Annotated in this window: 22 protein-coding genes and 1 pseudogene; 12 read left to right on the top strand and 11 right to left on the bottom strand. The window is 61.3% G+C overall.

Translation table 11 applies throughout. The features are described from left to right. Nucleotides 1-90 precede the first annotated feature (90 nt). Nucleotides 91-1,089, bottom strand: coding sequence for a bile acid:sodium symporter family protein (locus POF45_RS27805; RefSeq protein WP_259502239.1), 999 nt, complete (start codon nucleotides 1,087-1,089; stop codon nucleotides 91-93). Between the two features lie 82 nt (nucleotides 1,090-1,171). Here POF45_RS27805 and POF45_RS27800 point away from each other — a divergent pair, with 82 nt between their 5' ends. The 3 genes from POF45_RS27800 (at nucleotide 1,172) to POF45_RS27790 (ending at nucleotide 4,651) form a co-directional block, all read left to right on the top strand. After that, the gene (locus POF45_RS27800) at nucleotides 1,172-1,960 is read left to right on the top strand and encodes an AraC family transcriptional regulator (protein ID WP_259502237.1); all 789 of its coding nucleotides are present in this window, start codon (nucleotides 1,172-1,174) and stop codon (nucleotides 1,958-1,960) included. Nucleotides 1,961-2,099: 139 nt separating this feature from the next. Beyond that, complete coding sequence (locus POF45_RS27795) at nucleotides 2,100-3,476, top strand: pyridoxal-phosphate dependent enzyme (RefSeq protein WP_259502235.1); 1,377 nt, start codon at nucleotides 2,100-2,102, stop codon at nucleotides 3,474-3,476. Continuing rightward, on the top strand, nucleotides 3,473-4,651 hold the full coding sequence (locus tag POF45_RS27790) for a trans-sulfuration enzyme family protein (RefSeq protein WP_282317226.1): 1,179 nt from the start codon (nucleotides 3,473-3,475) through the stop codon (nucleotides 4,649-4,651). Before POF45_RS27795 ends, POF45_RS27790 begins: the two co-directional genes overlap by 4 nt. Nucleotides 4,652-5,321: 670 nt before the next feature. On the opposite strand, the gene POF45_RS27785 is transcribed toward POF45_RS27790, so the two are convergent. The 3 genes from POF45_RS27785 to POF45_RS27775 form a co-directional block, all read right to left on the bottom strand. After that, a complete protein-coding gene (locus POF45_RS27785; RefSeq protein WP_282317225.1) occupies nucleotides 5,322-6,545 on the bottom strand; it encodes an MFS transporter in 1,224 nt (407 codons plus the stop codon). A gap of 42 nt (nucleotides 6,546-6,587) precedes the next feature. Then, nucleotides 6,588-7,607, bottom strand: coding sequence for an AbrB family transcriptional regulator (locus POF45_RS27780; protein WP_282317224.1), 1,020 nt, complete (start codon nucleotides 7,605-7,607; stop codon nucleotides 6,588-6,590). 115 nt (nucleotides 7,608-7,722) lie between these two features. Next, a complete protein-coding gene (locus POF45_RS27775; RefSeq protein ID WP_282317466.1) occupies nucleotides 7,723-8,127 on the bottom strand; it encodes a DUF1801 domain-containing protein in 405 nt (134 codons plus the stop codon). A 318-nt stretch (nucleotides 8,128-8,445) separates the two neighbouring features. Between POF45_RS27775 and POF45_RS27770 the strand changes: the two are divergent. Together POF45_RS27770 and POF45_RS27765 are read left to right on the top strand one after the other, a co-directional pair. Continuing rightward, a pseudogene (locus tag POF45_RS27770) lies at nucleotides 8,446-8,565 on the top strand (LysR family transcriptional regulator); the annotation flags it as partial. A gap of 227 nt (nucleotides 8,566-8,792) precedes the next feature. After that, nucleotides 8,793-9,752 carry a Dyp-type peroxidase gene (locus POF45_RS27765; protein WP_282317223.1) on the top strand — a complete coding sequence of 320 codons (960 nt, stop codon included), beginning with the start codon at nucleotides 8,793-8,795 and terminating at the stop codon, nucleotides 9,750-9,752. A gap of 6 nt (nucleotides 9,753-9,758) precedes the next feature. Here POF45_RS27765 and POF45_RS27760 read toward each other — a convergent pair whose 3' ends face one another. After that, nucleotides 9,759-10,139: a RidA family protein gene (locus POF45_RS27760; protein ID WP_282317222.1), complete on the bottom strand. Its 381-nt coding sequence runs from the start codon at nucleotides 10,137-10,139 to the stop codon at nucleotides 9,759-9,761. Between the two features lie 201 nt (nucleotides 10,140-10,340). On the opposite strand from POF45_RS27760, the gene POF45_RS27755 reads away from it, so the two are divergent. The 6 genes from POF45_RS27755 to POF45_RS27730 all read left to right on the top strand — a co-directional run bounded on the left by POF45_RS27755 (nucleotide 10,341) and on the right by POF45_RS27730 (nucleotide 14,291). Beyond that, nucleotides 10,341-10,832 carry a GNAT family N-acetyltransferase gene (locus tag POF45_RS27755; protein WP_282317221.1) on the top strand — a complete coding sequence of 164 codons (492 nt, stop codon included), beginning with the start codon at nucleotides 10,341-10,343 and terminating at the stop codon, nucleotides 10,830-10,832. Nucleotides 10,833-10,912: 80 nt separating this feature from the next. Then, nucleotides 10,913-11,365 carry a MarR family winged helix-turn-helix transcriptional regulator gene (locus tag POF45_RS27750; protein WP_259502210.1) on the top strand — a complete coding sequence of 151 codons (453 nt, stop codon included), beginning with the start codon at nucleotides 10,913-10,915 and terminating at the stop codon, nucleotides 11,363-11,365. A 29-nt stretch (nucleotides 11,366-11,394) separates the two neighbouring features. Next, nucleotides 11,395-11,958, top strand: coding sequence for an isochorismatase family protein (locus tag POF45_RS27745; RefSeq protein ID WP_282317220.1), 564 nt, complete (start codon nucleotides 11,395-11,397; stop codon nucleotides 11,956-11,958). 2 nt (nucleotides 11,959-11,960) lie between these two features. After that, nucleotides 11,961-12,290 (top strand): hypothetical protein, encoded by a 330-nt coding sequence (locus POF45_RS27740; RefSeq protein WP_259502202.1) that lies wholly within the window; start codon nucleotides 11,961-11,963, stop codon nucleotides 12,288-12,290. Nucleotides 12,291-12,295: 5 nt separating this feature from the next. After that, nucleotides 12,296-13,528 carry an MFS transporter gene (locus POF45_RS27735; RefSeq protein WP_282317465.1) on the top strand — a complete coding sequence of 411 codons (1,233 nt, stop codon included), beginning with the start codon at nucleotides 12,296-12,298 and terminating at the stop codon, nucleotides 13,526-13,528. Between the two features lie 202 nt (nucleotides 13,529-13,730). Beyond that, the gene (locus tag POF45_RS27730; protein ID WP_259502199.1) at nucleotides 13,731-14,291 is read left to right on the top strand and encodes a lipid-binding SYLF domain-containing protein; all 561 of its coding nucleotides are present in this window, start codon (nucleotides 13,731-13,733) and stop codon (nucleotides 14,289-14,291) included. 47 nt (nucleotides 14,292-14,338) lie between these two features. On the opposite strand, the gene POF45_RS27725 is transcribed toward POF45_RS27730, so the two are convergent. After that, nucleotides 14,339-16,546 carry an OsmC domain/YcaO domain-containing protein gene (locus tag POF45_RS27725; RefSeq protein ID WP_282317219.1) on the bottom strand — a complete coding sequence of 736 codons (2,208 nt, stop codon included), beginning with the start codon at nucleotides 16,544-16,546 and terminating at the stop codon, nucleotides 14,339-14,341. A 322-nt stretch (nucleotides 16,547-16,868) separates the two neighbouring features. Between POF45_RS27725 and POF45_RS27720 the strand changes: the two genes are divergently transcribed. Beyond that, the gene (locus POF45_RS27720) at nucleotides 16,869-17,789 is read left to right on the top strand and encodes an alpha/beta hydrolase (protein WP_282317218.1); all 921 of its coding nucleotides are present in this window, start codon (nucleotides 16,869-16,871) and stop codon (nucleotides 17,787-17,789) included. Between the two features lie 95 nt (nucleotides 17,790-17,884). Here the strand turns inward: POF45_RS27720 and POF45_RS27715 are convergent, their stop codons facing one another. From POF45_RS27715 to POF45_RS27695, 5 genes are all read right to left on the bottom strand, one after another. After that, complete coding sequence (locus tag POF45_RS27715) at nucleotides 17,885-19,600, bottom strand: amidase (RefSeq protein ID WP_282317217.1); 1,716 nt, start codon at nucleotides 19,598-19,600, stop codon at nucleotides 17,885-17,887. Between the two features lie 238 nt (nucleotides 19,601-19,838). After that, nucleotides 19,839-20,054 carry a hypothetical protein gene (locus tag POF45_RS27710; protein WP_259502192.1) on the bottom strand — a complete coding sequence of 72 codons (216 nt, stop codon included), beginning with the start codon at nucleotides 20,052-20,054 and terminating at the stop codon, nucleotides 19,839-19,841. A gap of 291 nt (nucleotides 20,055-20,345) precedes the next feature. Continuing rightward, nucleotides 20,346-20,681 carry a hypothetical protein gene (locus POF45_RS27705; RefSeq protein ID WP_259502191.1) on the bottom strand — a complete coding sequence of 112 codons (336 nt, stop codon included), beginning with the start codon at nucleotides 20,679-20,681 and terminating at the stop codon, nucleotides 20,346-20,348. Between the two features lie 192 nt (nucleotides 20,682-20,873). After that, on the bottom strand, nucleotides 20,874-21,602 hold the full coding sequence (locus POF45_RS27700) for a CbtA family protein (RefSeq protein WP_282317215.1): 729 nt from the start codon (nucleotides 21,600-21,602) through the stop codon (nucleotides 20,874-20,876). 16 nt (nucleotides 21,603-21,618) lie between these two features. Next, nucleotides 21,619-21,831 carry a CbtB domain-containing protein gene (locus POF45_RS27695; protein WP_259502190.1) on the bottom strand — a complete coding sequence of 71 codons (213 nt, stop codon included), beginning with the start codon at nucleotides 21,829-21,831 and terminating at the stop codon, nucleotides 21,619-21,621. Nucleotides 21,832-21,855: the final 24 nt, after the last annotated feature.

Here is a 21,855-nt window from a genome sequence, read left to right as displayed (position 1 = left end):
GCGGCGGGTCCATCTACCCGTTGCGCTAGCGCTACCAACCCGGTGGGCCTGAACCACAGGCCCACCGGGTCAGCCGCTGAAATCCTGCAATCAAGGATCAACCTGCCCCATCAACTCCGGCACCGACTCCTTGCGCTGCGCATACTTCTGCGCCAGCACCGCACACACCATCAACTGAATCTGATGGAACAGCATCAACGGCAGGATCAACACGCCAATGGTGCTGCCGGCAAACAACACCTGGGCCATCGGCACGCCGGTGGCCAGGCTTTTCTTCGAGCCGCAGAACAGGATGGTGATCCGGTCTTCCTGACTGAAACCAAAGGCTTTGCCCAGCACCGTGGATGCGACCAACACCAGCGCCAGAAAGATGCAGCAGACCACCACCAGACCGCCCAGCTCCCACAGCGGAATCTGATGCCAAAGACCTTCATTCACCGCTTCGCTGAATGCGCCGTAGACCACCAGCAGAATCGAGCCTTGATCGACGAATTTCAGCCAGGTCTTGTTGCGCCCTACCCAGCCGCCGATCCAGCGACTGGCGATCTGCCCGAGGATGAACGGCAGCAACAGCTGGATGCTGATCTTGACGATGGCATCGACGGTCGAGCCGCCGTCGCCGTGCACATTCAACAGCAACGCCACCAGCAATGGCGTGAGGAAGATGCCGAACAGGCTGGACGCCGCCGCGCTGCAAATCGCCGCCGGCACGTTGCCCCGCGCCAGCGAGGTGAAGGCAATCGCCGATTGCACCGTCGCGGGCAGCGCGCAGAGATAGAGCATGCCCATGTACAGATCGTTGCCGATCAGCGGCGACAGCACTGGCTTGAGCGCCAGGCCGATCAGCGGAAACAGCACGAAGGTCAGGCCGAACACCAACAGGTGCAGACGCCAGTGGCCGGCTCCGGCAATGATCGAGTCACGCGACAGCTTGGCGCCATGCAGGAAAAACAACAGTGCGATGGCGATGTTGGTCAGCCAGCCGAAGCCCGCCGCGACCTGGCCGGTGGCGGGCAGCAGGCTGGCGAGCGTCACCACACAGACCAGGGTCAGGGTGAAGTTGTCGGGCAAAAAGCGAGGGCGGGTCATCGGGATCACCGGGGGTTGCCAAGAACGTTATGCAGACTCTAACGTGACGGCTGATTACCGACTAACGCCAATGAGCCAGCCGATGCCGCCTAAAGGACATGAGAAAGGTTTCAGACGCAGCATTCCCGGGCTGCCCAGCCTGCCAAGACCGGTGTACGGCCGCACCGAATCATTGCCCAACCGCGCCCTGACCCGCCGCCACAGCCACCCGTGGGTACAGCTGTCCTACGCCATCCAGGGCGTGCTCGAAGTGCAGACCGCCGTCGGTCGCTTCGTCGCGCCACCGGAACGGGCGGTGTGGATACCGGCCGGCATGCCCCACGAGGTGTTCAGCTCGCCGCGCACCGAAATGCGCAGCCTGTATCTGGATGTCAGCGTCACGGCCTGGGCGGCGCCGCGTTGTCATGTGCTGGGTGTCAGCGACCTGCTGCGCGAACTGATTCGCACGTTCAGTGAAATTCCGGTGGAGTATGACGTCGACAGCGCCCATGGGCGGCTGGTCCAGGTGCTGCTGGATCAACTGGCCGACGCGCCACCGATTGACCTGATGCTGCCGCTGCCTCAGGACAGCCGGTTGCTGCAGATTTATCAGAGCCTGCAACAGCACCCGGAACAGCAGACCACACTGGGTCACTGGAGTGACAAATTCGGCGTGACGGAGAAGACCCTCAGCCGCTTGTTCCTGCGTGACACCGGCCTGACTTTTCGTGCGTGGCGGCAACGCTCGCGGTTGCTGGGGGCGCTGACGCCGCTGGAACAGGGCGAGCGCGTGACCGATGTGGCGCTGGCGTGTGGTTATGATTCGACGTCGGCGTTCATCGCAGCGTTTCGGCAGCAGTTTGGTGATACGCCGGGGGAGTTTTTTCGCTAGCCCAGCGGACCAAACACTACAAGCTCGCTCCCACAGGGTTCTATGATGTTCAATCCTTGACCGTCTGGTTCCACAAGTTGCAGCCAACGCAATCAAGGCCTATGGTCGAAGCGACGATTTTTCATAGTAAGGACACGACATGAATAACGCTACCCGCCCGGCGGTGCTCGAACTGATCGGCAATACGCCACTGGTGCGCGTCAGCCGCTTTGATACCGGCCCCTGCACGCTGTTTCTCAAGCTCGAATCACAGAACCCCGGCGGCTCGATCAAGGACCGCATCGGTCTGGCGATGATCGACGCCGCCGAACGCGATGGCCGCCTGCAACCCGGTGGCACCATTGTTGAAGCCACTGCCGGCAACACCGGTCTGGGTCTGGCGCTGGTTGGCCGGGCCAAGGGCTATCGGGTGGTGCTGGTCGTACCGGACAAGATGTCCACCGAAAAAGTCCTGCACCTCAAGGCCATGGGCGCCGAGGTGCACATCACCCGCTCCGACGTCGGCAAGGGCCATCCCGATTATTATCAGGACGTGGCCGCACGCCTGGCCGCAGAAATTCCCGGCGCGTTCTTCGCCGATCAGTTCAACAACCCGGCCAACCCGCTAGCCCACGAAACCAGCACCGCGCCTGAAATCTGGGCCCAGACCCATCACGATCTGGACGCCATTGTCGTCGGCGTCGGTTCGGCCGGCACCCTCACCGGCCTGACCCGCTTTTTCAAACGCGTGCAGCCGGAACTGGAAATGGTGCTGGCCGACCCGATCGGTTCGGTGATGGCCGAGTACAGCCGCAGCGGCACCGTCGGCAGCGCCGGTTCCTGGGCAGTGGAAGGCATCGGCGAGGACTTCATTCCTTCCATTGCCGACCTGTCCAGCGTGCGCCACGCCTATTCGATCAGCGATCAAGAAAGCTTCGATCACGCCCGCCAACTGCTGCGCGCCGAAGGCATTCTCGGCGGCTCGTCCACCGGCACCCTGCTGGCGGCGGCGCTGCGTTATTGCCGCGAACAGACCGAGCCCAAACGCGTGGTCACCTTCGTCTGCGACACCGGCACCCGCTACCTGTCCAAGGTCTATAACGACCAGTGGATGAACGATCAGGGCCTGCTGCAATACAAGCGCTACGGCGACCTGCGCGACCTGATCTCGCGCCGCTTCGAGGACGGCCGGGTGATCAGCGTCGGCCCCGAGGATACCCTGCTCACCGCCTTCCAGCGCATGCGCCTGGCGGACGTATCACAATTGCCAGTGCTGGTAGACGGGCAGACACTGGTCGGGGTTATCGACGAATCCGATATCCTGCTGGGCGTGCATAAAGACGCTTCGCATTTTCGCTCGAACGTGGCCAGCGTCATGACCGACAAGTTGCAAACCCTGCCGCCGAGCGCCAGCCTGGCGACACTGCAAGCGGAACTCGACCGAGGACTGGTGGCGTTCATCGCCGACGCCTCAGGCTTCCACGGTTTGATTACCCGCTTCGACCTGCTCAATCACTTACGGAGATCCCTTGGATGAGTCAGCACAATAAAACCGGCGCCCCACAAGCCTTTGCCACACGGGTGATCCACGCAGGCCAGGTGCCAGACCCGACGACCGGTGCGCTGATGCCACCCATCTACGCCAACTCCACCTATTTGCAGCAGAGCCCCGGCGTGCATAAAGGCTTCGACTACGGACGCTCGCATAACCCGACGCGTTTCGCCCTGGAGCGCTGCGTGGCCGACCTTGAAGGCGGCACCCAGGCGTTTGCGTTCGCCTCGGGTCTGGCGACGATCTCCACCGTGCTCGAACTGCTCGATGCCGGCTCGCATATCGTTTCCGGCAACGATTTGTATGGCGGCTCGTTCCGCCTGTTCGACAAAGTACGCCGACGCAGCGCCGGGCACCGTTTCAGCTTCGTCGACCTGACGGACCTGAACGCGTTCGAAGCCGCGTTGCAGGACGACACGCGCATGGTCATGGTCGAAACACCGACCAATCCCCTGCTGAGCCTGTCCGACCTCGCCGCCATCGCCCGTATCTGCCGTGATCGCGGGATCATCTGCGTGGCCGACAACACCTTCGCCAGCCCGTGGATCCAGCGTCCGCTGGAGCTCGGTTTCGACATCGTGTTGCACTCGACCACCAAGTACCTGAACGGTCACTCTGACGTGATCGGCGGTATCGCAGTGGTCGGGCAAAACGCCGATCTGGCCGAACGCCTGGGCTTCCTGCAAAACGCCGTCGGCGCGATTTCCGGGCCGTTCGACGCCTTCCTGACCTTGCGTGGCGTGAAGACCCTGGCGCTGCGCATGGAACGTCATTGCAGCAACGCGCTGGAATTGGCGCAGTGGCTGGAACAGCAGCCGCAAGTGGCACGCGTCTACTACCCGGGCCTGCAATCGCACCCGCAGCATGAGCTGGCAAAACGGCAGATGCGCGGTTTCGGCGGGATGATTTCGCTGGACCTAAACAGCGACCTGGCCGGCGCCCGGCGCTTCCTCGAAAACGTGCAGATCTTTGCCCTGGCCGAGAGTCTGGGCGGCGTGGAAAGCCTGATCGAGCACCCGGCAATCATGACCCACGCCACCATCCCGGCAGACACCCGTGCACAACTGGGCATCGGTGATGCACTGGTGCGGTTGTCGGTGGGGGTTGAGGACGTGGAGGATCTGCGCGCAGATCTGGCGCAGGCGTTGGCGAAGATTTGATGCTGAACGCGTAACGTGAACCCACCATAAACCCTGTGGGAGTGAGCCTGCTCGCGATAGCGGAGTGTCAGACGCCACCAATGTCGGCTGACACTCCGTCTTCGCGAGCAAGCTCGCTCCCACAATGATTCAGCGCCATACACAGCATCTGCATACACCAAAAAAACCTGTGGGAGCGAGCTTGCTCGCGATAGCGGAGTGTCAGACACCACCAATGTCGGCTGACACACCGTCTTCGCGAGCAAGCTCGCTCCCACAATGATTCAGCGCCATACACAACCTTTGCATACACCGAAGAACCCTGTGGGAGTGAGCTTGCTCGCGATAGCGGAGTGTCAGACACCATCAATGTCGGCTGACACACCGTCTTCGCGAGCAAGCTCGCTCCCACAATGGTTCAGCGCCATACACAACATTTGCATACACCAAAAAAACCTGTGGGAGTGAGCCTGCTCGCGATAGCAGAGTGTCAGACACCATCAATGTTGACTGACACACCGTCTTCGCGAGCAAGCTCGCTCCCACAATGGTTCAGCGCCATACACAGCATTTGCATACACCGAAGAACCCTGTGGGAGTGAGCTTGCTCGCGAAAGCGGAGTATCAGACACCATCGATGTCGGCTGACACACCGTCTTCGCGAGCAGGCTCGCTCCCACAGGTTTGGTGTTTACCCAGCAAGATGGGCCGGACGATCCAGCGCCCGCTGCACCCACCACGACAACGGCAACGTCAGCAATAAAATCGCCGCCAGCGTCATCACCGCCAGCGCAATCCCGGTCGCATCCCCCAGCCGTCCAAACACCACCGGCGCCAGCGCGCCACCGCCGATCGTGCCCGTATAGAACAGTGCAAAAGCATGCTCGCGTTTTTCAGCACTGGATAAATCCGGCACCACGCCATACAGCACCGACGAGGTGCCATTCAACGCCAGCCCCAACAGCGGCAACATCACCATCACCCCGGTCAGCGGCAGGTACACCGCCGACACGATCAGCAGCGCCGTCATCGACTCGGTCAGCCACACCGTCTTCATCATGCCGATGCGCGCGCCCAGATAGCCGCACAGCAACTTGCCGAATGCGCCGCCGACAAACAGCAGCGCCAACGCCAGGCCGATACCCGCCGTGCCCGCGCCTTTGTTGGTCAACAAAAACGGCAGGAACGTGAGAAAGCCCATGCGCACTGCGCTGTCCAGCACCCCGGTCAGCAGCAACGCACGCAGGCCACCAACAGAATCATGTGCGCTCACGTTGGCGGACTTTTTCAGATGAACCGCCGACCCATTGCGCGCCGGCATCAGCCACCACAGCAACCCCGCCGCTGCCAAACCGAGCAAGCCCATCAGCGACACACTGGCGCGCCAGCTGACGACGGTCAGCAACAAGCCGACCATGGCCGGGACAAGCGTCTTGCCGATGTCGCCGGCAAAGTTGTATTGCGACAACGCCTCCTTGGCCCCGCCGCCCGCCTCAAACGTATCGCTGACCATCGACGATGCCAGCGGATGCTGGGTACTGGCGCCCAACCCACCGAGCATCAGCGCCAGCAACAGCATGACTAACCCGCCAGCCTGGCCCGCCAGCAGATACGCCACCCCCGTCAGCAGCGTGCCGCCGATCAGCATGCGCGTGCGCCCCCAGCGTTTGGCGGCGCGACTGGCCAGCAGCTGGAAGCTGGCCATCGTCCCGGAATAGGCGCCGCGCAGCAGCCCGATCTGTGCGTAGCTCAGGCCGAACTGCAGCTGCCAGATCGGCAGCAACACGTAGATCAAGTCGGTCAAACCGTCGTGCACGGCGTGGGCACTGCAGGCCGCTATCAGCGAGCGGCGGCGCACAGACGCTTCGGCGGGCGGCGCGTCTTGAAAGGGGATTTCGCTGTTCAGATGAGTCATGGTGCGAGCGACTACCAGGCGTTATTGAAGGAGGCGATGAACTCAGGCACTTTCCCGCCAGCGTCGCGCCTGAACCAGAAAGGCCGGGGCAAAGTGCAACACCACCATCCGCACCAGGTGATGAGACAGGATAAACACCACGTTCAGCCCGCCGCCGAAGGCAACAATGGCAATGGTCTCGATGGCGCCGGGCATGTACGCCATCCACAACGTCAGGGCATCGCTGCCCAGCACCCGGCTGGCGACGGCGGCAAACGCGGCGGCAATCAGCAACATCACGCCGACGGCCATCACCCCTGCTCGCCCATGGCGCCACAGCTCGGCCAGGGAAATGTCCTTGAATTTCGAGCCGATCAGCACGCCGAGAATGACCGAGGCAAAATCGACGCTCCATGGCGGCATGTGAAAACCGTGGAGATAACCCGACTTGACGCAGATGCCCGTGGCCACGATGGCGGTCAACATGAACGGTGCCGGCACGCCGACCCGCAACAGCAAGCGGCCGACGACAATGCAAAAGACCATCAACGCCAACACCGTCAGCCCGATGTCGAGCGCCAGCGGGCTGCTCTCGACCAGCGCCACATCGGCCGGCCCGGCAATGCAAAAGCTGACCAGCAAGGTGATCGACAGCAAGCGCACCAGGTGCACGACAATCACCTTGCTGGACGCCTGCTCCGATTCCAGCAAATCGAATACCGCTGCCAGTGCACCGGGGTAGACGGCCAGCAGCGCATCCTTGCCATTCCAGCCCGAGACCCGGAACAGCCAGAAACCGGCCATGGCCATCTGCGCGGTCAGGCAGACCAGCAAAAACCCCAGACTGGGCAACAGCGCGGCGACGGTACGGCTGTCCCACGCCTCGAACATCAGACCGGTGGCGATGCCCAGGACGATTTGCACGTAGCCAAGCCCATAACGCACCGAGGGCGCCACAGGCAGGTTGCTGACGATCAACGCAGTGCTGAGTATCGAGCCCAGCAACAGGCCATGGGGCACGCCGACATATTGCAGCGCAGAGCCGACACCGATGGCGATCAGCAGACACAGTAGGGTTTTCATGTTCGGCAGGTCGTCCTTTGTCCTATTTGTTACCCAATGTTTCCATCCGGGCCGAACACCTTGTCCCATTTAACCCCGTGAAACGTCAAGTCCGCCAATAGCCAGCAGCGAGCACTCAGCCGCGCCGCCGCGACGTGTTGAGCGCGATGGCGGCGCGAACCAGCGCCAGCAACGCCTGCTCGTCAATGTCCTCGCCTTCATGAATATCAATGGCGCGCCGGGTATTGCCTTCCAGGCTGGAGTTGAACAAACCCGTCGGGTCGTCCAGCGCAGCGCCCTTGGCGAAGGTCATCTTCACCACCTGCTTGTAAGTTTCGCCGGTACAGATGATGCCGCCGTGCGACCACACCGGCACGCCCCGCCACTTCACCTCCTCGATCACCTCGGGGTCCGCCTTTCTGACCAGTGCGCGGACCCGGGCCAGGGTCTCGCCGCGCCAGTCGTTCAGTTCGGTGATTTTTGCGTCGATGAGCGCCGTGGCAGAGGCGCTCTGCTGGTCGTCCTTTGCTTCAGTCTTCATGGCAGTGCCCGCCGTCTTCATGAAAGTGGCTTTGATGATAGTTGGCGGGCAAGCGCCGTCAGAGCGGCGCTGACTGACGGCGACCCAAGGGATCACCCGTTGCTGTTTGAGGCTGTCGAGTGCCGCAAACAGTGACGCTTTCGAACCGACTCGCTCGGTAAAGCCGTAGCGGTAGATTTTGTTCAGGTCCGAGATGACGTCCGACTCGGTATGGAAGATGAAGTCGCCAAAGCCCCAACCCACCAGTTTGGCCAGATCCGGCTGAACCAGTTGATGCCGTTCGGCGATTTCACGCCATAGCGCGGCTTTATCGGGCATGTGCCGGGCCAGCGTCAGCGGCAGCTGTTGCCGCTGATCCCGGAATTTCTGGCCCGCTACAGCGGTATCGAAATCGACATTGCGCTGACCGATCAGGTGGTCAATCTGGTGCAGGAACGCACGGACGTGGCGATCCGTCACGGACCGCTGGACAGTTCGCGGTTGGTGGCCAGAAAGCTGCGGTGTTTCTCGGCCAGGGCGCGCCGATGCCGTTGCGGGTCCGGGTGTTTCTGGATTATCTGGTGGCGCATGTCCGGCTCAAGCAGCTGGGGTGACTGGCTTCAGTCGCCCAGCCGTTGTCTGCTACTGTCTTGCAACCCCGCTCTGCCCTTGTGGAATGATGATCAATGACAACGCCCATGACCAACCCGGTATTCGATCCGCAATCCGTCTGCCAGCCGATCACCAGCAGCGCGATTTTCATCGTCGCCACCCTGGCCCCCGGCGATGATGCCGCCAACACCGTGCGGGGCTGGTGCGCAGACGTCGCCGCCCTGGTGCGATCAGTCGGCAAGCGCGTGCCCTTGGGCAATTTGTCGTGTGTCTGTGGCTTTGGCTCCAGCGCCTGGGACACGTTGTTCGGCAGCCCGCGCCCGGCATCGCTGCACCCGTTTCGCGAGTTCGGTCCAGCGGGTCGTCGAGCCGTTGCGACGCCGGGGGACATTTTGCTGCACATTCGTGCCGACCAGATGGACCTGTGTTTCGAACTGGCGACGCAATTACTGTCGGCGCTGGGCGATGCAGTGGCGGTTGTCGATGAGGTCCAGGGCTTTCGCTATTTCGACATGCGCAGCATCATCGGTTTTGTCGACGGCACCGAAAACCCGGTCGGGCGCCATGCGGTCGACTTCACCATCATCGGTGATGAAGACCCGTCATTCAGCGGCGGCAGCTACGTGCTGGTGCAAAAGTACCTGCACAAAATGGACGCCTGGAACGCATTGTCCGTCGAGGCACAGGAACGGGTGATCGGGCGCAAGAAATTATCCGATATCGAACTGGGTGACGAGGTCAAGCCGACCAATTCCCACAGCGCCCTGACGACCATCACCCAGGACGGCAAGGAAGTGAAAATCCTGCGCGACAACATGCCGTTCGGTCGGCCAGGCGCGAAGGAGTTCGGCACGTTCTTCATCGGCTATGCGCGTTCGCCGCAGCCGCTGGAGCAGATGCTCGAGAACATGTTCGACGGCAGGCCCGCGGGCAACTATGACCACCTGCTGGATTTCAGCACGGCGGTCACCGGGGGCCTGTTTTTCGTGCCGTCAGCCGATCTGCTGGAAGACCTTGCCGATCGCCAGCCGTAAACGTTATCAGCCTTTGGCTGCCATCGCCGTCACTTCAACACGCATGCCTTCAACCGCCAGGGCGGCCACGCCAACAGCGGCGCGCACTGGCCACGGTTTGGCGAAGAAGTGTTTATAAACCTCGTTGAAGGCGGCGCGGTCGGCCATGTCGGTGAGGTAGATGGTCAGGTGCAAGACGCGGTCCATGGAACTGCCGGCGCGTTCCAGCGCCGCCTTCAGCGCCTGCAAGGTGCATTCGCTTTGCAGGGTGATGTCGCCCAGTTCCAGGCTGCCGTCGGCACGGGTCGGGATCTGCGTGGACACCAGCAGACCGCCGAAACCGGCGACGTCAGAAGAGATGGAGTCCGCATCAGGATCGGGGGTGAAGGTGATGTCGTGGTTTGCCATGAGGGTCTCTTGGTTGAGTGGGTAGGGGCGAATACCAGCCAGTTGAGCTCGGCTCCCCCAAGGGATTTCACTGACTGGAATCAGGGCCGGCCAGTTTACTCGTCTCACCGTCAGGCTGTATGGCGTTTTCTCCATCAATCTGTGCCTGACGCACCTGCCGTTGACTGCCCTACTATCGTTCGCTCCGCCCAGGTACAGGCCATGAACGAGATACCCGGCAACCTCGATTTTTCCGGATTGACGCCCCGCCACCTTGCGCCAGGCGATCTTGAAATGATCTGCGAACAACGAGAAACGATGTTCCTTGAAGCCGGTGGCGACCCGGCGACGCTGCGGGTGATGACCGAGCATTTCCGGCCCTGGCTGCAGCAGCGGCTGGAAGATGGCCGCTATTACGGTTTCGCGCTGATGGACGCCGACCGACCTGCCGCCGCGATAGGCCTGATGAGCATTGAATGGCCGCCACACCCTGCCCATCCAACCCTCGATCAACGCGGCTACGTGCTCAACGTTTTCGTCGACCCCGCCTACCGCCGCCGGGGTCTGGCGTCGAGCCTGATGCAACTCGCCGAAGCCGAATTTGCCCGACGCGGCGTGAGTTTTGCCGTGCTGCACGCCACCGAGGTTGGCAAGCCTGTGTATCAACAGCTGGGGTGGAAGGCGACTTCGGAGATGGCGAAAAACCTTTTCTGATCCGGGTGCGGTGCCGAGGTCAAAAGCATTCAATACAGCAAAACTGTACAGTTTAACTGTTCTTATGTTAGGGTCAGCCCATGACTGACTTATCTCCCCAATCCGACCCTCAATCAGCGGCCCCCTTGGCCGCTGAACTGCGCATTTCCCTGGGCAAACTGATCCGGCGGTTGCGCGAGCAAACCCATCCGAATGACCTCACGTCCGCCCAGAAGTCGGTGCTGCTGCGCCTTGACCGTGACGGGCCGGCAACCGTGTCCGCCCTTGCCCGAGCAGAAAGCGTGCGCCCGCAGTCCATGCGCATCACCGTGGCCGGGCTGGAGGCGATGAAAGCCGTCAGCGGCAAACCCCATCCCACTGACGGTCGACAAACCCTGATCGACCTGACCGCTGCTTTTCGAAAGAAACTCAAGGAAAGCCGCGCCGCCAAAGACGACTGGCTGTTACGTGCCCTGCAAGTGCAACTGTCCCCCCAGGAACAAAGCGAACTCGCCGCAGCGGTGAAACTGCTGCAACGCCTTGCCGATTTCTGAGCCATTGCCGGCTCGTTCGAGGAAGTAACATGGCCATTACCGCGCTTGACCCGAACACCGCCCTCATCGTCGTGGACCTGCAAAAAGGCATCGTCGGCTACCCCTTCATCCATCCCATCGAGGCGATTGTGGAACGCTCGCGGGCGCTGCTCGACGCGTTCCGCCAACGCGGTTTGCCCGTGGTGCTGGTCAACGTCACAGGCTTTGCTCCCGGCCGCACCGAGCGACCGCGCCGCAGCGAAGCGTTGCCTGAAGACTGGGCTGAGCTGATCCCCGAAGTCGATCAGCAACCCGGCGACCTCCTGGTGACGAAGCGCAGCTGGGGCGCGTTCGCCAACACCGATCTTGAGCAGCGGCTGAAGGCACTGGGCGTTACTCAGGTGGTCGTCACGGGCGTCGCCACCGGCACCGGCGTCGAATCGACGGCCCGCCAGGCGTACGAGCACGGCTTCAACGTCACCCTGTCTGTCGATGCCATGACGGATGCAAATCCCGAGGCGCATGCCTACAGCGTCAATCATGTCTTCCCGAGGCTGGGCGAAACGGGCACCGCGCAAGACATCATCAACCGGCTCGACACAAGGGGCGCCTGAACATGCAATGGCTGGATCTGCTGGCTTATTTCTTCGGCGGCGCCTTTCTCACCAACGCCCTGCCGCACATCGTCAGCGGCGTACGTGGCGAAGCGTTCCAGACCCCGTTCGCCAATCCGCCCGGGCAAGGGCTGTCCTCCTCGACCGTGAACGTGCTTTGGGGGTTTTTCAATCTGCTCATCGGCTATGGGCTGGTCTGTCGGGTCGGTGACTTTGACCTCAAAAGCACGAGTGATGCCCTCGCCTTCGGGCTCGGGGCCCTGGCACTGAGCCTGTATGTGGCGCGACATTTCGGCCGCTTCCACGGTGGCAATACGTCGGAGCCGTCGTGAGTGGCGTGGCGAGGGGCATCTTTCGCTCGCTGAAGAGCCCCAACTATCGCATCTGGGCAGCTGGCGCACTGGTCTCCAATATCGGGACGTGGATGCAACGCACGGCCCAGGACTGGTTGGTGCTGACCCAACTCACGCCACACAATGCCGCCGCTGTCGGCACGGTCATGGCGTTGCAGTTCGGGCCGCAGCTTCTGCTGCTGCCGTGGACCGGCTTCGCCGCCGACCACTACAACAAGCGCAAGATGCTGATGGCGACCCAAGGCGTGATGGGCCTGCTGGCGTTGGCGCTGGGGCTGCTGACGGTCACCGGCATCGTCCAGCTCTGGCAGGTCTATGTGTTTGCCTTTCTGTCCGGCTGCGCGTCGTCCTTCGACGCGCCGGTGCGGCAGATATTCGTCGCGGACCTGGTTGGCGAGAAGGATCTGTCAAACGCCGTCGCGCTCAACTCGACCTCGTTCAACGCGGCGCGAATGATCGGCCCGGCGGTGGCCGGCCTGACCATTGCTTCGGTGGGCACCGGCTGGGCGTTCCTGCTCAACGGTGCGAGTTTTTTCGCAGTGCTGGCCTCGCTGTTTCTGCTGCGTGTTTCCACGCTGCACACCAAGGCACGCGCATTGCGCACCAAGGGCAGTCTCACCGAGGGTTTGCGTTATGTCTGGGCCCGACCGGACCTCATGGCAATCCTGGTCATGCTGTTCCTGATCGGCACCTTCGGCATGAATTTCCCGATCTTCATCTCGACCATGGCCGCCAGCGTGTTCCACACCGACGCCCGTGGTTACGGCCTGCTGTCGTCAACCCTGGCCATCGGCACCCTCGCAGGGGCCTTGCTTGCCGCCGGCCGTGAGCGACCACGGTTCCAGTCGCTGCTGATCGGCGCCGCCGTGTTCGGGCTCGGTTGTACGCTGGCCGCCTTCGCCCCGAACTACTGGTTGTTCGCCGCCGCACTGGTGATCATCGGCGTGGGCGCCATCACCTTCAGCAACACCAGCAACAGCTTGATGCAGCTCACGACCGAGCCCGTCATGCGCGGACGAGTGATGGCATTGCGTGTAGGCATTGCGCTCGGCTGCACCCCGATTGGTGCGCCGATCGTGGGTTACGTGGCCGACCACCTGGGCCCGCGCTGGGCACTCGGTGTCGGCGCGGCCTCGGGCATCGCCGCCGCGGGCGTCGCGATCTACTTCATGACGCGCAAACAGCACCTGCTGCACGGGTTTGCCAAACCGTCGTGAGAAAACGGCCAAAATCCGCCGCCGACGACGAACCCGGCTGTTAAACAGTGGTCACAACCAGTGATGGCATCACGACGGATCAGTGGCCTGTGGCCTGTTTTACTCAAGAGCGATGCTGGCGATTCACACACTTAGGGTGCATCGGATAAGCGCAGGTGTTGACTGCTGCTCTCATCCCACGCTCCCGTATCGGAGTACGGAAATGACTCAATCAATGCGGTTCTTTCTCTCGATCTTCCTCGCGGCAGCATCATTGGCATCGACGAGCCTTCTGAACACGGCAGGCGCGGCCACCGCCGAGGATCTCAATGCCGATTCCCGGCAAGCCTTGCAAAGTCTGTACAAGGCCAACCCATTCTCCGAAACCATCGCGCATAAAGCCAAAGCCATCCTGGTCTTCCCGAAAATCATCAAGGCGGGTCTGGTGTTCGGCGGTGGCTATGGTGAAGGCGTGTTAATGAAGGGCAAGCAAGTACAGAACTATTACAACTCCGTCACGGGTTCGTGGGGGTTGCAGGCAGGCGCCCAGTCGTACGGCTATGTGGTGTTCCTGATGACCGACAAAGCGGTGAACTACGTCAGTAAAACCAAAGGCTGGGAGATCGGCGTAGGCCCGACCGTGGTCGTGGTGGATGAAGGGGCTGCGAAGAACCTGTCCAGCTCGACACTGAAAGACGACGCCTATGCGTTCATCTTCGACCAGCAGGGCTTGATGGCTGGCGTCAGCATCGAAGGCACGAAGATTTCCCTGATCAAACGCTAAAAAGCGGGAGCCGGGCCTCATGAGCACACGAGGCCCGGCGACCGATTCTATGGCAGCCGACCCGCCGCCGCAGTGGCCCGCGCGGTGTGCAGTTTTTTGTAGCTGTCGATCAAGCGCTGGTGCCGGTCGAGCCCTTCCAGCTTCATGCTGGTAGGCGTCAAGCCGTAGAAACGCACGCTACCGTCCACCGAGCCAATCGCTGCGTCCATCCGCTCGTTGCCAAACATCCGGCGGAAATTCACCTCGTAGTCGCCCAGTTCCAGATCCTCGTCCAGCTGCATCTCCAACACCACGTTCACGGCCTGGTAAAACAAGCCGCGCTCGACCGTGTTGTCGTTGTATTGCAGGAACGCTTCCACCAGATCCTTGGCCTGGTCAAACTTCTTCAGGGCGAGATAGATCAGCAGCTTCAACTCCAGGATCGTCAGCTGACCCCAGGCGGTATTGTCGTCAAACTCGATGCCGATCAACGTGGTGATGTCGGTGTAATCATCCAGATCACTGTCTTCCAGACGCTGGGCCAGCGTTCTCAGGCCGACTTTGCTCAGGCTGTGCAGGTTGAGGATATCGGCACGGAACAACAGCGCCTTGTTGGTGTTATCCCAGATCAGGTCCTCCACCGGATAAATTTCCGAGTAATCCGGCACCAGAATGCGACAGGCCGTTGCGCCCAGGTCGTCATACACCGCCATGTACGCTTCTTTGCCCATGTCTTCGAGAATGCCGAACAAGGTCGCGGCTTCCTCGGCATTGGAGTTTTCACCCTGGCCGGAGAAATCCCATTCGACAAATTCGAAATCGGACTGTGCACTGAAGAAGCGCCATGACACCACACCGCTGGAATCGATGAAGTGTTCAACAAAGTTGTTCGGCTCAGTCACAGCGTGACCTTGAAAGGTCGGCTGCGGCAAGTCGTTGAGGCCTTCGAAACTGCGGCCCTGGAGCAATTCAGTGAGGCTGCGCTCCAGCGCCACCTCCAGGCTTGGGTGCGCGCCGAACGAGGCAAACACACCGCCAGTACGCGGATTCATCAAGGTCACGCACATCACCGGGAACTCGCCGCCCAGCGAAGCATCCTTCACCAGCACCGGAAAGCCCTGCTCTTCCAGCCCCTGAATACCCGCCAGAATGGCGGGGTATTTCGCCAGCACGTCCTGCGGCACATCCGGCAGCGCCATTTCACCTTCGATGATTTCGCGCTTTACCGCGCGCTCGAAGATTTCCGACAGGCATTGCACCTGCGCCTCGGCCAGCGTGTTACCGGCACTCATGCCGTTGCTGAGGAACAGGTTCTCGATCAGGTTGGACGGGAAATACACCACCTCGCCGTCCGACTGACGCACGTACGGCAGCGAGCAGATGCCGCGCTGTACGTTGCCGGAGTTGGTGTCGGTCAGGTGCGAGCCCCGCAGCTCGCCATCGCGGTTGTAGATCTTCAGGCAGTACGCGTCGAGGATTTCAGCCGGCAGCGCATCTTCGGGGCCAGGCTTGAACCAGCGTTCGTTCGGGTAATGCACGAACGCCGCGTTGGCGATGTCTTCGCCCCAGAACTGATCGTTGTAGAAAAAGTTGCAGTTGAGCCGCTCGATAAACTCGCCCAACGCCGACGCCAATGCGCCTTCCTTGGTCGCGCCCTTGCCATTGGTGAAACACATCGGCGAGTGCGCGTCACGGGTATGCAACGACCACACGTGGGGAACGATATTGCGCCACGAAGCGATTTCAATCTTCATGCCCAGGTCCGCCAGAATCGCCGACATGTTGGCGATGGTCTGCTCCAGCGGCAGATCCTTGCCGGCAATGTAGGTGCCCCCTTCTGAATGAGAAACAGGCATCAGCAATGCCTGGGCATCGGCATCCAGATTTTCCACTTCCTCGATCACGAACTCAGGCCCGGCCTGCACCACCTTCTTGACCGTGCAACGGTCAATGGAGCGCAAGATGCCCTGGCGGTCCTTGTCGGAAATATCGGCCGGCAATTCGACCTGAATCTTGAAAATCTGGTTGTAGCGGTTTTCCGGGTCGACAATGTTGTTCTGCGACAGGCGGATGTTGTCGGTGGGGATATTGCGAGTGCTGCAATACAACTTCACAAAGTAAGCCGCGCACAGGGCCGACGAAGCCAGAAAGTAATCGAATGGACCCGGGGCCGAACCATCGCCCTTGTAGCGGATGGGTTGATCAGCCACCACCGTGAAGTCATCGAACTTGGCTTCGAGCCGAAGGTTGTCGAGAAAATTGACCTTGATTTCCATGCGGGATTACCAAAATGACAAGCTAAAAATTTGGCCGCTATTATCCGGTCTTTCAGCCGGAAGTCTTGTGCTTTCATTAATAGCCGTTGAGCGGTCATCACCCGCGCGCTCGAAGGCAGCAGCGCGCCGAGGACATGACGGCTTGTATTTCCCGGGTCGAGACCGGCCGCTGCAGCTTATCCCGGGAAACTTTTTCCCAGGATAAGCGCTCTCTTTTTGCCCCCCCGCAACAGGTTCAATCTTCATCTCGTCAGCCCGATTGCGTGGCAGCACAGCGCAACGGCGAACGACTTGATCGACCCAATCAAACGAGGTGAATACGATGGAAACCGTCAGCATCAAGAACCTGTACTGGAATATCGCCGCCGATATTTATTTTCCAACTGATTTCAACGCCGGGAAAAAATACCCCGCGATCATCAGCGCGCACCCGATCGGCAGTTGCAAGGAACAGACCTCCGGCAATGTCTACGGTGCGGCCCTGGCCAAAGAAGGCTTTGTGGTTATCGCCTTCGACGCGAGCTTCCAGGGTGCGAGCGGCGGTGAGCCACGCTACATCGAGGACCCAAGCCATCGCGTCGAAGACTTTCGCGTGGTCGCCGACTATCTGGTGAGCCTGCCCTATGTCGACGAAGAGCGTATCGGTGTACTCGGCATCTGTGGCGGCGGCGGTTACGCGATCAATGCGGCCATGACCGAACGCCGAATCAAGGCAGTGGGCAGCGTGACCGGCGTGAACTATGGCCGGCTGATGCGCGAAGGTTTTAGCGGATACAACCCCCTCGCCCTGCTGGAAGCCATGGCCAAGCAACGAACTGCCGAAGTCCGTGGCGCCGAGTTGCGCGTGGACGACGTACTGCCCTCCTCGCCTGCCGAGGCGGAAAAACTCGGCCTGACCGAGACTGATCTGTACGAAGCGACCGAATACTACCGAACCTCACGCGGCCAGCAGCCCCATGGCGTCAATCGCTCGCTGCTGTCTCACCAGAGCAACGCCGCCAGCTGGGACGCCTTCCACTACGCCGAGATTTTGCTGACGCAACCGCTGATGGTGATCGTGGGCGATCGGGTCGGGGCGTTCGGCGCTTACCGGGACGGCCACGAAGTTTTCGGTCGCGCAGCCTCGCAGAAAAAGGAAATCGTGGTCGTTGCGGGCTGGTCGCACTACGACCTGTATGACAAGCCAGAGCCAGTGGGCCAGGCGCTGGCCAAACTGGTTCCGTTCTTCAGGGAACACCTGTGAGGCAACGCTGTTCGACATGGCATTGAGCTTCAGCTCATACGAATAACCATTGTGGGAGCGAGCTTGCTCGCTCCCACAGGTTTTGTGCTTCCCTTCTATTCTTTGCCGATTGGCAACGCTGGCGTACGCGGCGGGATCATCCGTTTGCTCCCGGTCGACTCAAACGCCGACGCAAATCGCAGCAGATTCGAATCATCATAGGCCCGCCCGGCGAACGTCAGCCCCACCGGCATGCCAATGTCCGACATCACTCCCATCGGCACCGTGACCGTCGGCACACCCAAATGCCGGATCGCCAGATTGCCGTTGGCTACCCACACGCCGTTGCTCCAGGCAATGTCCGCCGACGCCAGATCAACATCGGCATTCGCCGGTCCCACATCCGCCACCGTCGGAAACAGCACCGCGTCCAGCCCCAACCGGTCCATCCAGAGTTCAAGATCGATCCGGCGCGTCTGCTCAAGACCGCGCAAGCCATCAGGCACGGTCGCGATCTGGTCCCACGGCGTGATGCCGCGCTCGGCCATCCGCACATATTCGTCCATGCCCGCTGCCAGATCGTCTTCGCGATTGGGCAACGTGCCGGGGTCGTGAGGAAAAATCAACGAGCCGTTCACGTCCGCCAAGCGGTTCAGCGCCGGATCGCCGTTGGCCCGCAGGAAATCATCGAATGCCCAGGCCGACAGCTCCCACAACTCGTCATGCATGAACGCTTTCGACACCAGGCCGCGGGTGAACACCGTCGGCGCGCCGGGGCGATCGCCTTCGCAGTTGGACACCAGCGGGAAATCGACTTCAATCACGTCGGCACCCGCAGCCTCGAGTGCCTTGCGCGCCGCGTCCCACAGCTCGATCACCGAGGCGCGAGTGTTGATGCGCTGGCCAGTCGGCCCACCGATGCCCGGTTTTTCGCTGGTGCCCGCGTCCGGGTCGGCATTGATGAACATGCGCGGAACGCCGAAACGCTTGCCCGCCAATGCATCGCCCTTCGCGGCAAGCTGCGGATAAGCGTCGGGACGCACCGACGCGGCGCTCGGAATCGGCACCCAGGGCTGCATCCGCCACAGGTCGCCGCGTGTGTCGGGGTCGTCGGCGACCACCACATCGAGCACTTCGAGCAGGTCGGCCATGGTTCTGGCATAGGGCACCACCACGTCCATGGTCGGCGTCAACGGCCAGTTGCCGCGCACCGAAATCACCCCACGCGACGGCGTGTAGGCACACAAGCCATTGTTGGATGCCGGCCCGCGCCCGCTCGACCAGGTTTCTTCAGCCAGGCCGAACGCCGCGAAGCTCGCAGCGGTTGCGGTGCCGGCGCCGTTCGATGAGCCGGAAGCGAAAGGCGCGGTGAGATAGTCGGCGTTGTACGGGCTCTCGGCACGCCCATAGACCCCGCGCTGCATGCCGCCATTGGCCATCGGTGGCATGTTGGTCTTGCCCAGGCAGATCGCCCCGGCGGCGCGCAGCCGTTCGATGGTGAACGCATCGCGATGGGCAATCAGGTTGGCAAAGGCCGGGCTGCCCGACGCAGCGGTGAGCCCCTTGACCAGATAACTGTCCTTGGCCGTATAAGGAATGCCATCGAGCGGACCCAGCAATTGACCCTTGGCGCGACGCTCATCGGATGCCTGCGCTTCGTTGAGCGCCTCGGGGTTACGCACCACCACCGCGTTGAGGGCGGTGGGCGTGTCGGCGCCGTCGTAGGCGGCGATCCGGGCGAGATAGGCCTGGACCAGCTCGACCGCCGTGGTCTGGCCGGATTCGAGCGCGGCACGCAGTTCGGCGATGGACACTTCGGTGACTTGGATCATGTGCTCGGATTCTTGGCTGAAAAGATGTCGCCAAGCTTATCCAAGTTTGCTCGAGGCGCAAACGCGCCAATCACCTGATGCCCATCAGCCAAGCCCGACACTGGACCTGCGGCGGGGAGCTGGCTCGCGCTGGACCGCGCAGCAGGCCCTGCCTTTTGTAAAAAAGGGAGAGATAGCGAGTTGGGTGCTGATGCAGGGTCGATCCCGGCCACTGCAGAAACGACACCTGGTACTTGAATCAGTCGTCGTGCAGCAAGCCCGAACTGTATTGGTTGAAGTTGCTACCGATCGCACTGCCGCCGAAATTCACCTTGTTGGCGCTACGGCCGTCGAACTGCTGGCAACCGTCGGAGAAACAGCTGCTGCTGGACAGGCTTGAGCCTGTGCCCGAACAGGCGCCGAGTAACAGAGTAGCGGCGATCAACACGACTTTAACAACGAGGCTCGTTTTCATTATTTTCAGTTCCCTTGGGACGCACGACCGAAGGCATCATCCTATGCCTGGACGCTGTCTGAAACATAATGAAACATCGAAGGGTGACAGCTTGCGTTCAGCAAATCGGGCGTTGCACCCGAAAACCACGGTGGAAAATGGCATCTGTGGCGAGCGAGCTTGCTCGCGCTTGAGTGCGCAACACTCACAAAAATGGCAGTCGTTGCCAGCATTCTGGGGCCGCTACGCAGCCCAGCGGGACCAAGGTCCCTCACCACAGAAATCCCGTTCACACGGGACAGTGCGTAGGGCTTACTGAACGTTTTTCAGCTTGACCACGTCACCGGAAACCTTGGTGGTGTAGCCGGTCAGGACCCAGGCCCAGAACCAGTTTTCCTGCACTTGGGTGTTGATCATCGCGTCGCCGCCCTTGGCCTTGATCGCGGCTTCCTGTGCACGCACGAAACGGCTGTTCTGTTTGATCGGGATCACGCCGAGCACCAGCAGGCCGGTGGCGGTCGCTTCACTGTGGCCCAGAACGGTGTACTGGCTGGCGTCGTACTGCTGGGTCTTCATCGGGGTGCCGGTGCAACCTGCCAGAACCAGACCGAGGGTGGCGACGGCGACTACTTTGCTGAGGTACTTCAATTTAAAACTCCATGAGAAAGCCCGGGATCCGTTTCTCGGGCGGCGCACACTCTAACGGATGAGGTGGCCGATTGGTATCACCCATGTGGGAGCGGGCTTGCTCACGAAGGCGCAGTGTCAGTCAGTATTGATATCGACTGATACGACGCCTTCGCGAGCAAGCCCGCCCCCACATTTGGTTTTGTAGGTGACTCAGGCGTGGGTGGAGTACCCGGGCAGGTTCAGCTTGCGCTCGGCCAGCCAGCCGAACGTCAGGCCGACCGTGGTCCACAGCACCAGCTGGATGCCCAGCGAGGCCACGCGGAATTTCCACAGCAACACCGCCGAGAAATCGGTCGGCACTTCATTGATGGTCGGGAACAACGCGCCCGCCACGGCCATGACCACGACGTACAGCGCCACCGCCAACAGAGAACCGCTCCACACGCCCAGTTTCGGGATCAGCTTGCGCGTGGCATTGATTGCCAGCACCGCGGCAATCACCGACACCAGCAGCATCAGGAAGAACAGTCTGGTGCGCTGGGAGATGGTTTGCGGGTCGCCAATCGAGGGCGGATTGGCCGGGTATTTCAGGCCAGGCACCAGGATCAGCGTGACGAACGCCGCCAACGCCAGCAACGCCGCCAGCCCGCGTGGGCCAACCTTGCCAACGCGGCCCAGGGAGTAGGCGAACACCAGGGCAAAAATGCCGCCCAGGGACACGCTGTACACCACCACCCCAGTGAACAGCCCGAAGGTGCTCTGCACTTCTCGGCTCACCAGTTCTTCTTCCGGCGCATCACCGTGCATCTGCGCCATGTGTTCTTCGAAGGCGATTGCCCTGTCGATTTGTGGTTCACCAAACACCTTGGCGAAGCCGAAGGCAAGAATCCCGGCGAGTAAACCCACCAGCATGCCGCGAACCAGTAATTGGCCTGTCATGTCATGTTCCTTGAAGTCAGTGGCAAGGGAAGCCAAGCAAGTGGCGTCCGTCGTGCACGAATTCATGGACATACATGCCCTTGATCAGCGCAGTAGCGCCCTGCTCCGCGCCAACGAAATAAATCGCCAGCATCAGCAACAGGCCGACAAAGATCGCCCACGGCAGGATTTCACCGAGGGGAATGGTGGGCAGGGAAACATCGGTTTGCGTTGCGGCGTTATAGGCCATGTGAACCTCCAGGGATGACGCGTC

Origin of the sequence: Pseudomonas fungipugnans, assembly GCF_029955235.1 — a bacterium.
GTDB classification, from domain to species: Bacteria; Pseudomonadota; Gammaproteobacteria; order Pseudomonadales; family Pseudomonadaceae; genus Aquipseudomonas; species Aquipseudomonas fungipugnans.
This window is presented reverse-complemented; position numbering and strand designations above follow the sequence as displayed.

What these genes read in the sequence shown, in the direction of transcription:
- POF45_RS27730 (WP_259502199.1), top strand. Translation starts at nt 13,731, where the DNA reads ATGACTCAATCAATGCGGTTCTTTCTCTCGATCTTCCTCGCGGCAGCA.
- POF45_RS27740 (WP_259502202.1), top strand. Translation starts at nt 11,961, where the DNA reads ATGCAATGGCTGGATCTGCTGGCTTATTTCTTCGGCGGCGCCTTTCTC.
- POF45_RS27710 (WP_259502192.1), bottom strand. Translation starts at nt 20,054, where the DNA reads ATGAAAACGAGCCTCGTTGTTAAAGTCGTGTTGATCGCCGCTACTCTG.
- POF45_RS27800 (WP_259502237.1), top strand. Translation starts at nt 1,172, where the DNA reads ATGCCGCCTAAAGGACATGAGAAAGGTTTCAGACGCAGCATTCCCGGG.
- POF45_RS27720 (WP_282317218.1), top strand. Translation starts at nt 16,869, where the DNA reads ATGGAAACCGTCAGCATCAAGAACCTGTACTGGAATATCGCCGCCGAT.
- POF45_RS27725 (WP_282317219.1), bottom strand. Translation starts at nt 16,546, where the DNA reads ATGGAAATCAAGGTCAATTTTCTCGACAACCTTCGGCTCGAAGCCAAG.
- POF45_RS27780 (WP_282317224.1), bottom strand. Translation starts at nt 7,607, where the DNA reads ATGAAAACCCTACTGTGTCTGCTGATCGCCATCGGTGTCGGCTCTGCG.
- POF45_RS27715 (WP_282317217.1), bottom strand. Translation starts at nt 19,600, where the DNA reads ATGATCCAAGTCACCGAAGTGTCCATCGCCGAACTGCGTGCCGCGCTC.
- POF45_RS27695 (WP_259502190.1), bottom strand. Translation starts at nt 21,831, where the DNA reads ATGGCCTATAACGCCGCAACGCAAACCGATGTTTCCCTGCCCACCATT.
- POF45_RS27775 (WP_282317466.1), bottom strand. Translation starts at nt 8,127, where the DNA reads ATGAAGACTGAAGCAAAGGACGACCAGCAGAGCGCCTCTGCCACGGCG.
- POF45_RS27755 (WP_282317221.1), top strand. Translation starts at nt 10,341, where the DNA reads ATGAACGAGATACCCGGCAACCTCGATTTTTCCGGATTGACGCCCCGC.
- POF45_RS27785 (WP_282317225.1), bottom strand. Translation starts at nt 6,545, where the DNA reads ATGACTCATCTGAACAGCGAAATCCCCTTTCAAGACGCGCCGCCCGCC.
- POF45_RS27790 (WP_282317226.1), top strand. Translation starts at nt 3,473, where the DNA reads ATGAGTCAGCACAATAAAACCGGCGCCCCACAAGCCTTTGCCACACGG.
- POF45_RS27750 (WP_259502210.1), top strand. Translation starts at nt 10,913, where the DNA reads ATGACTGACTTATCTCCCCAATCCGACCCTCAATCAGCGGCCCCCTTG.
- POF45_RS27745 (WP_282317220.1), top strand. Translation starts at nt 11,395, where the DNA reads ATGGCCATTACCGCGCTTGACCCGAACACCGCCCTCATCGTCGTGGAC.
- POF45_RS27795 (WP_259502235.1), top strand. Translation starts at nt 2,100, where the DNA reads ATGAATAACGCTACCCGCCCGGCGGTGCTCGAACTGATCGGCAATACG.
- POF45_RS27760 (WP_282317222.1), bottom strand. Translation starts at nt 10,139, where the DNA reads ATGGCAAACCACGACATCACCTTCACCCCCGATCCTGATGCGGACTCC.
- POF45_RS27765 (WP_282317223.1), top strand. Translation starts at nt 8,793, where the DNA reads ATGACAACGCCCATGACCAACCCGGTATTCGATCCGCAATCCGTCTGC.
- POF45_RS27805 (WP_259502239.1), bottom strand. Translation starts at nt 1,089, where the DNA reads ATGACCCGCCCTCGCTTTTTGCCCGACAACTTCACCCTGACCCTGGTC.
- POF45_RS27700 (WP_282317215.1), bottom strand. Translation starts at nt 21,602, where the DNA reads ATGACAGGCCAATTACTGGTTCGCGGCATGCTGGTGGGTTTACTCGCC.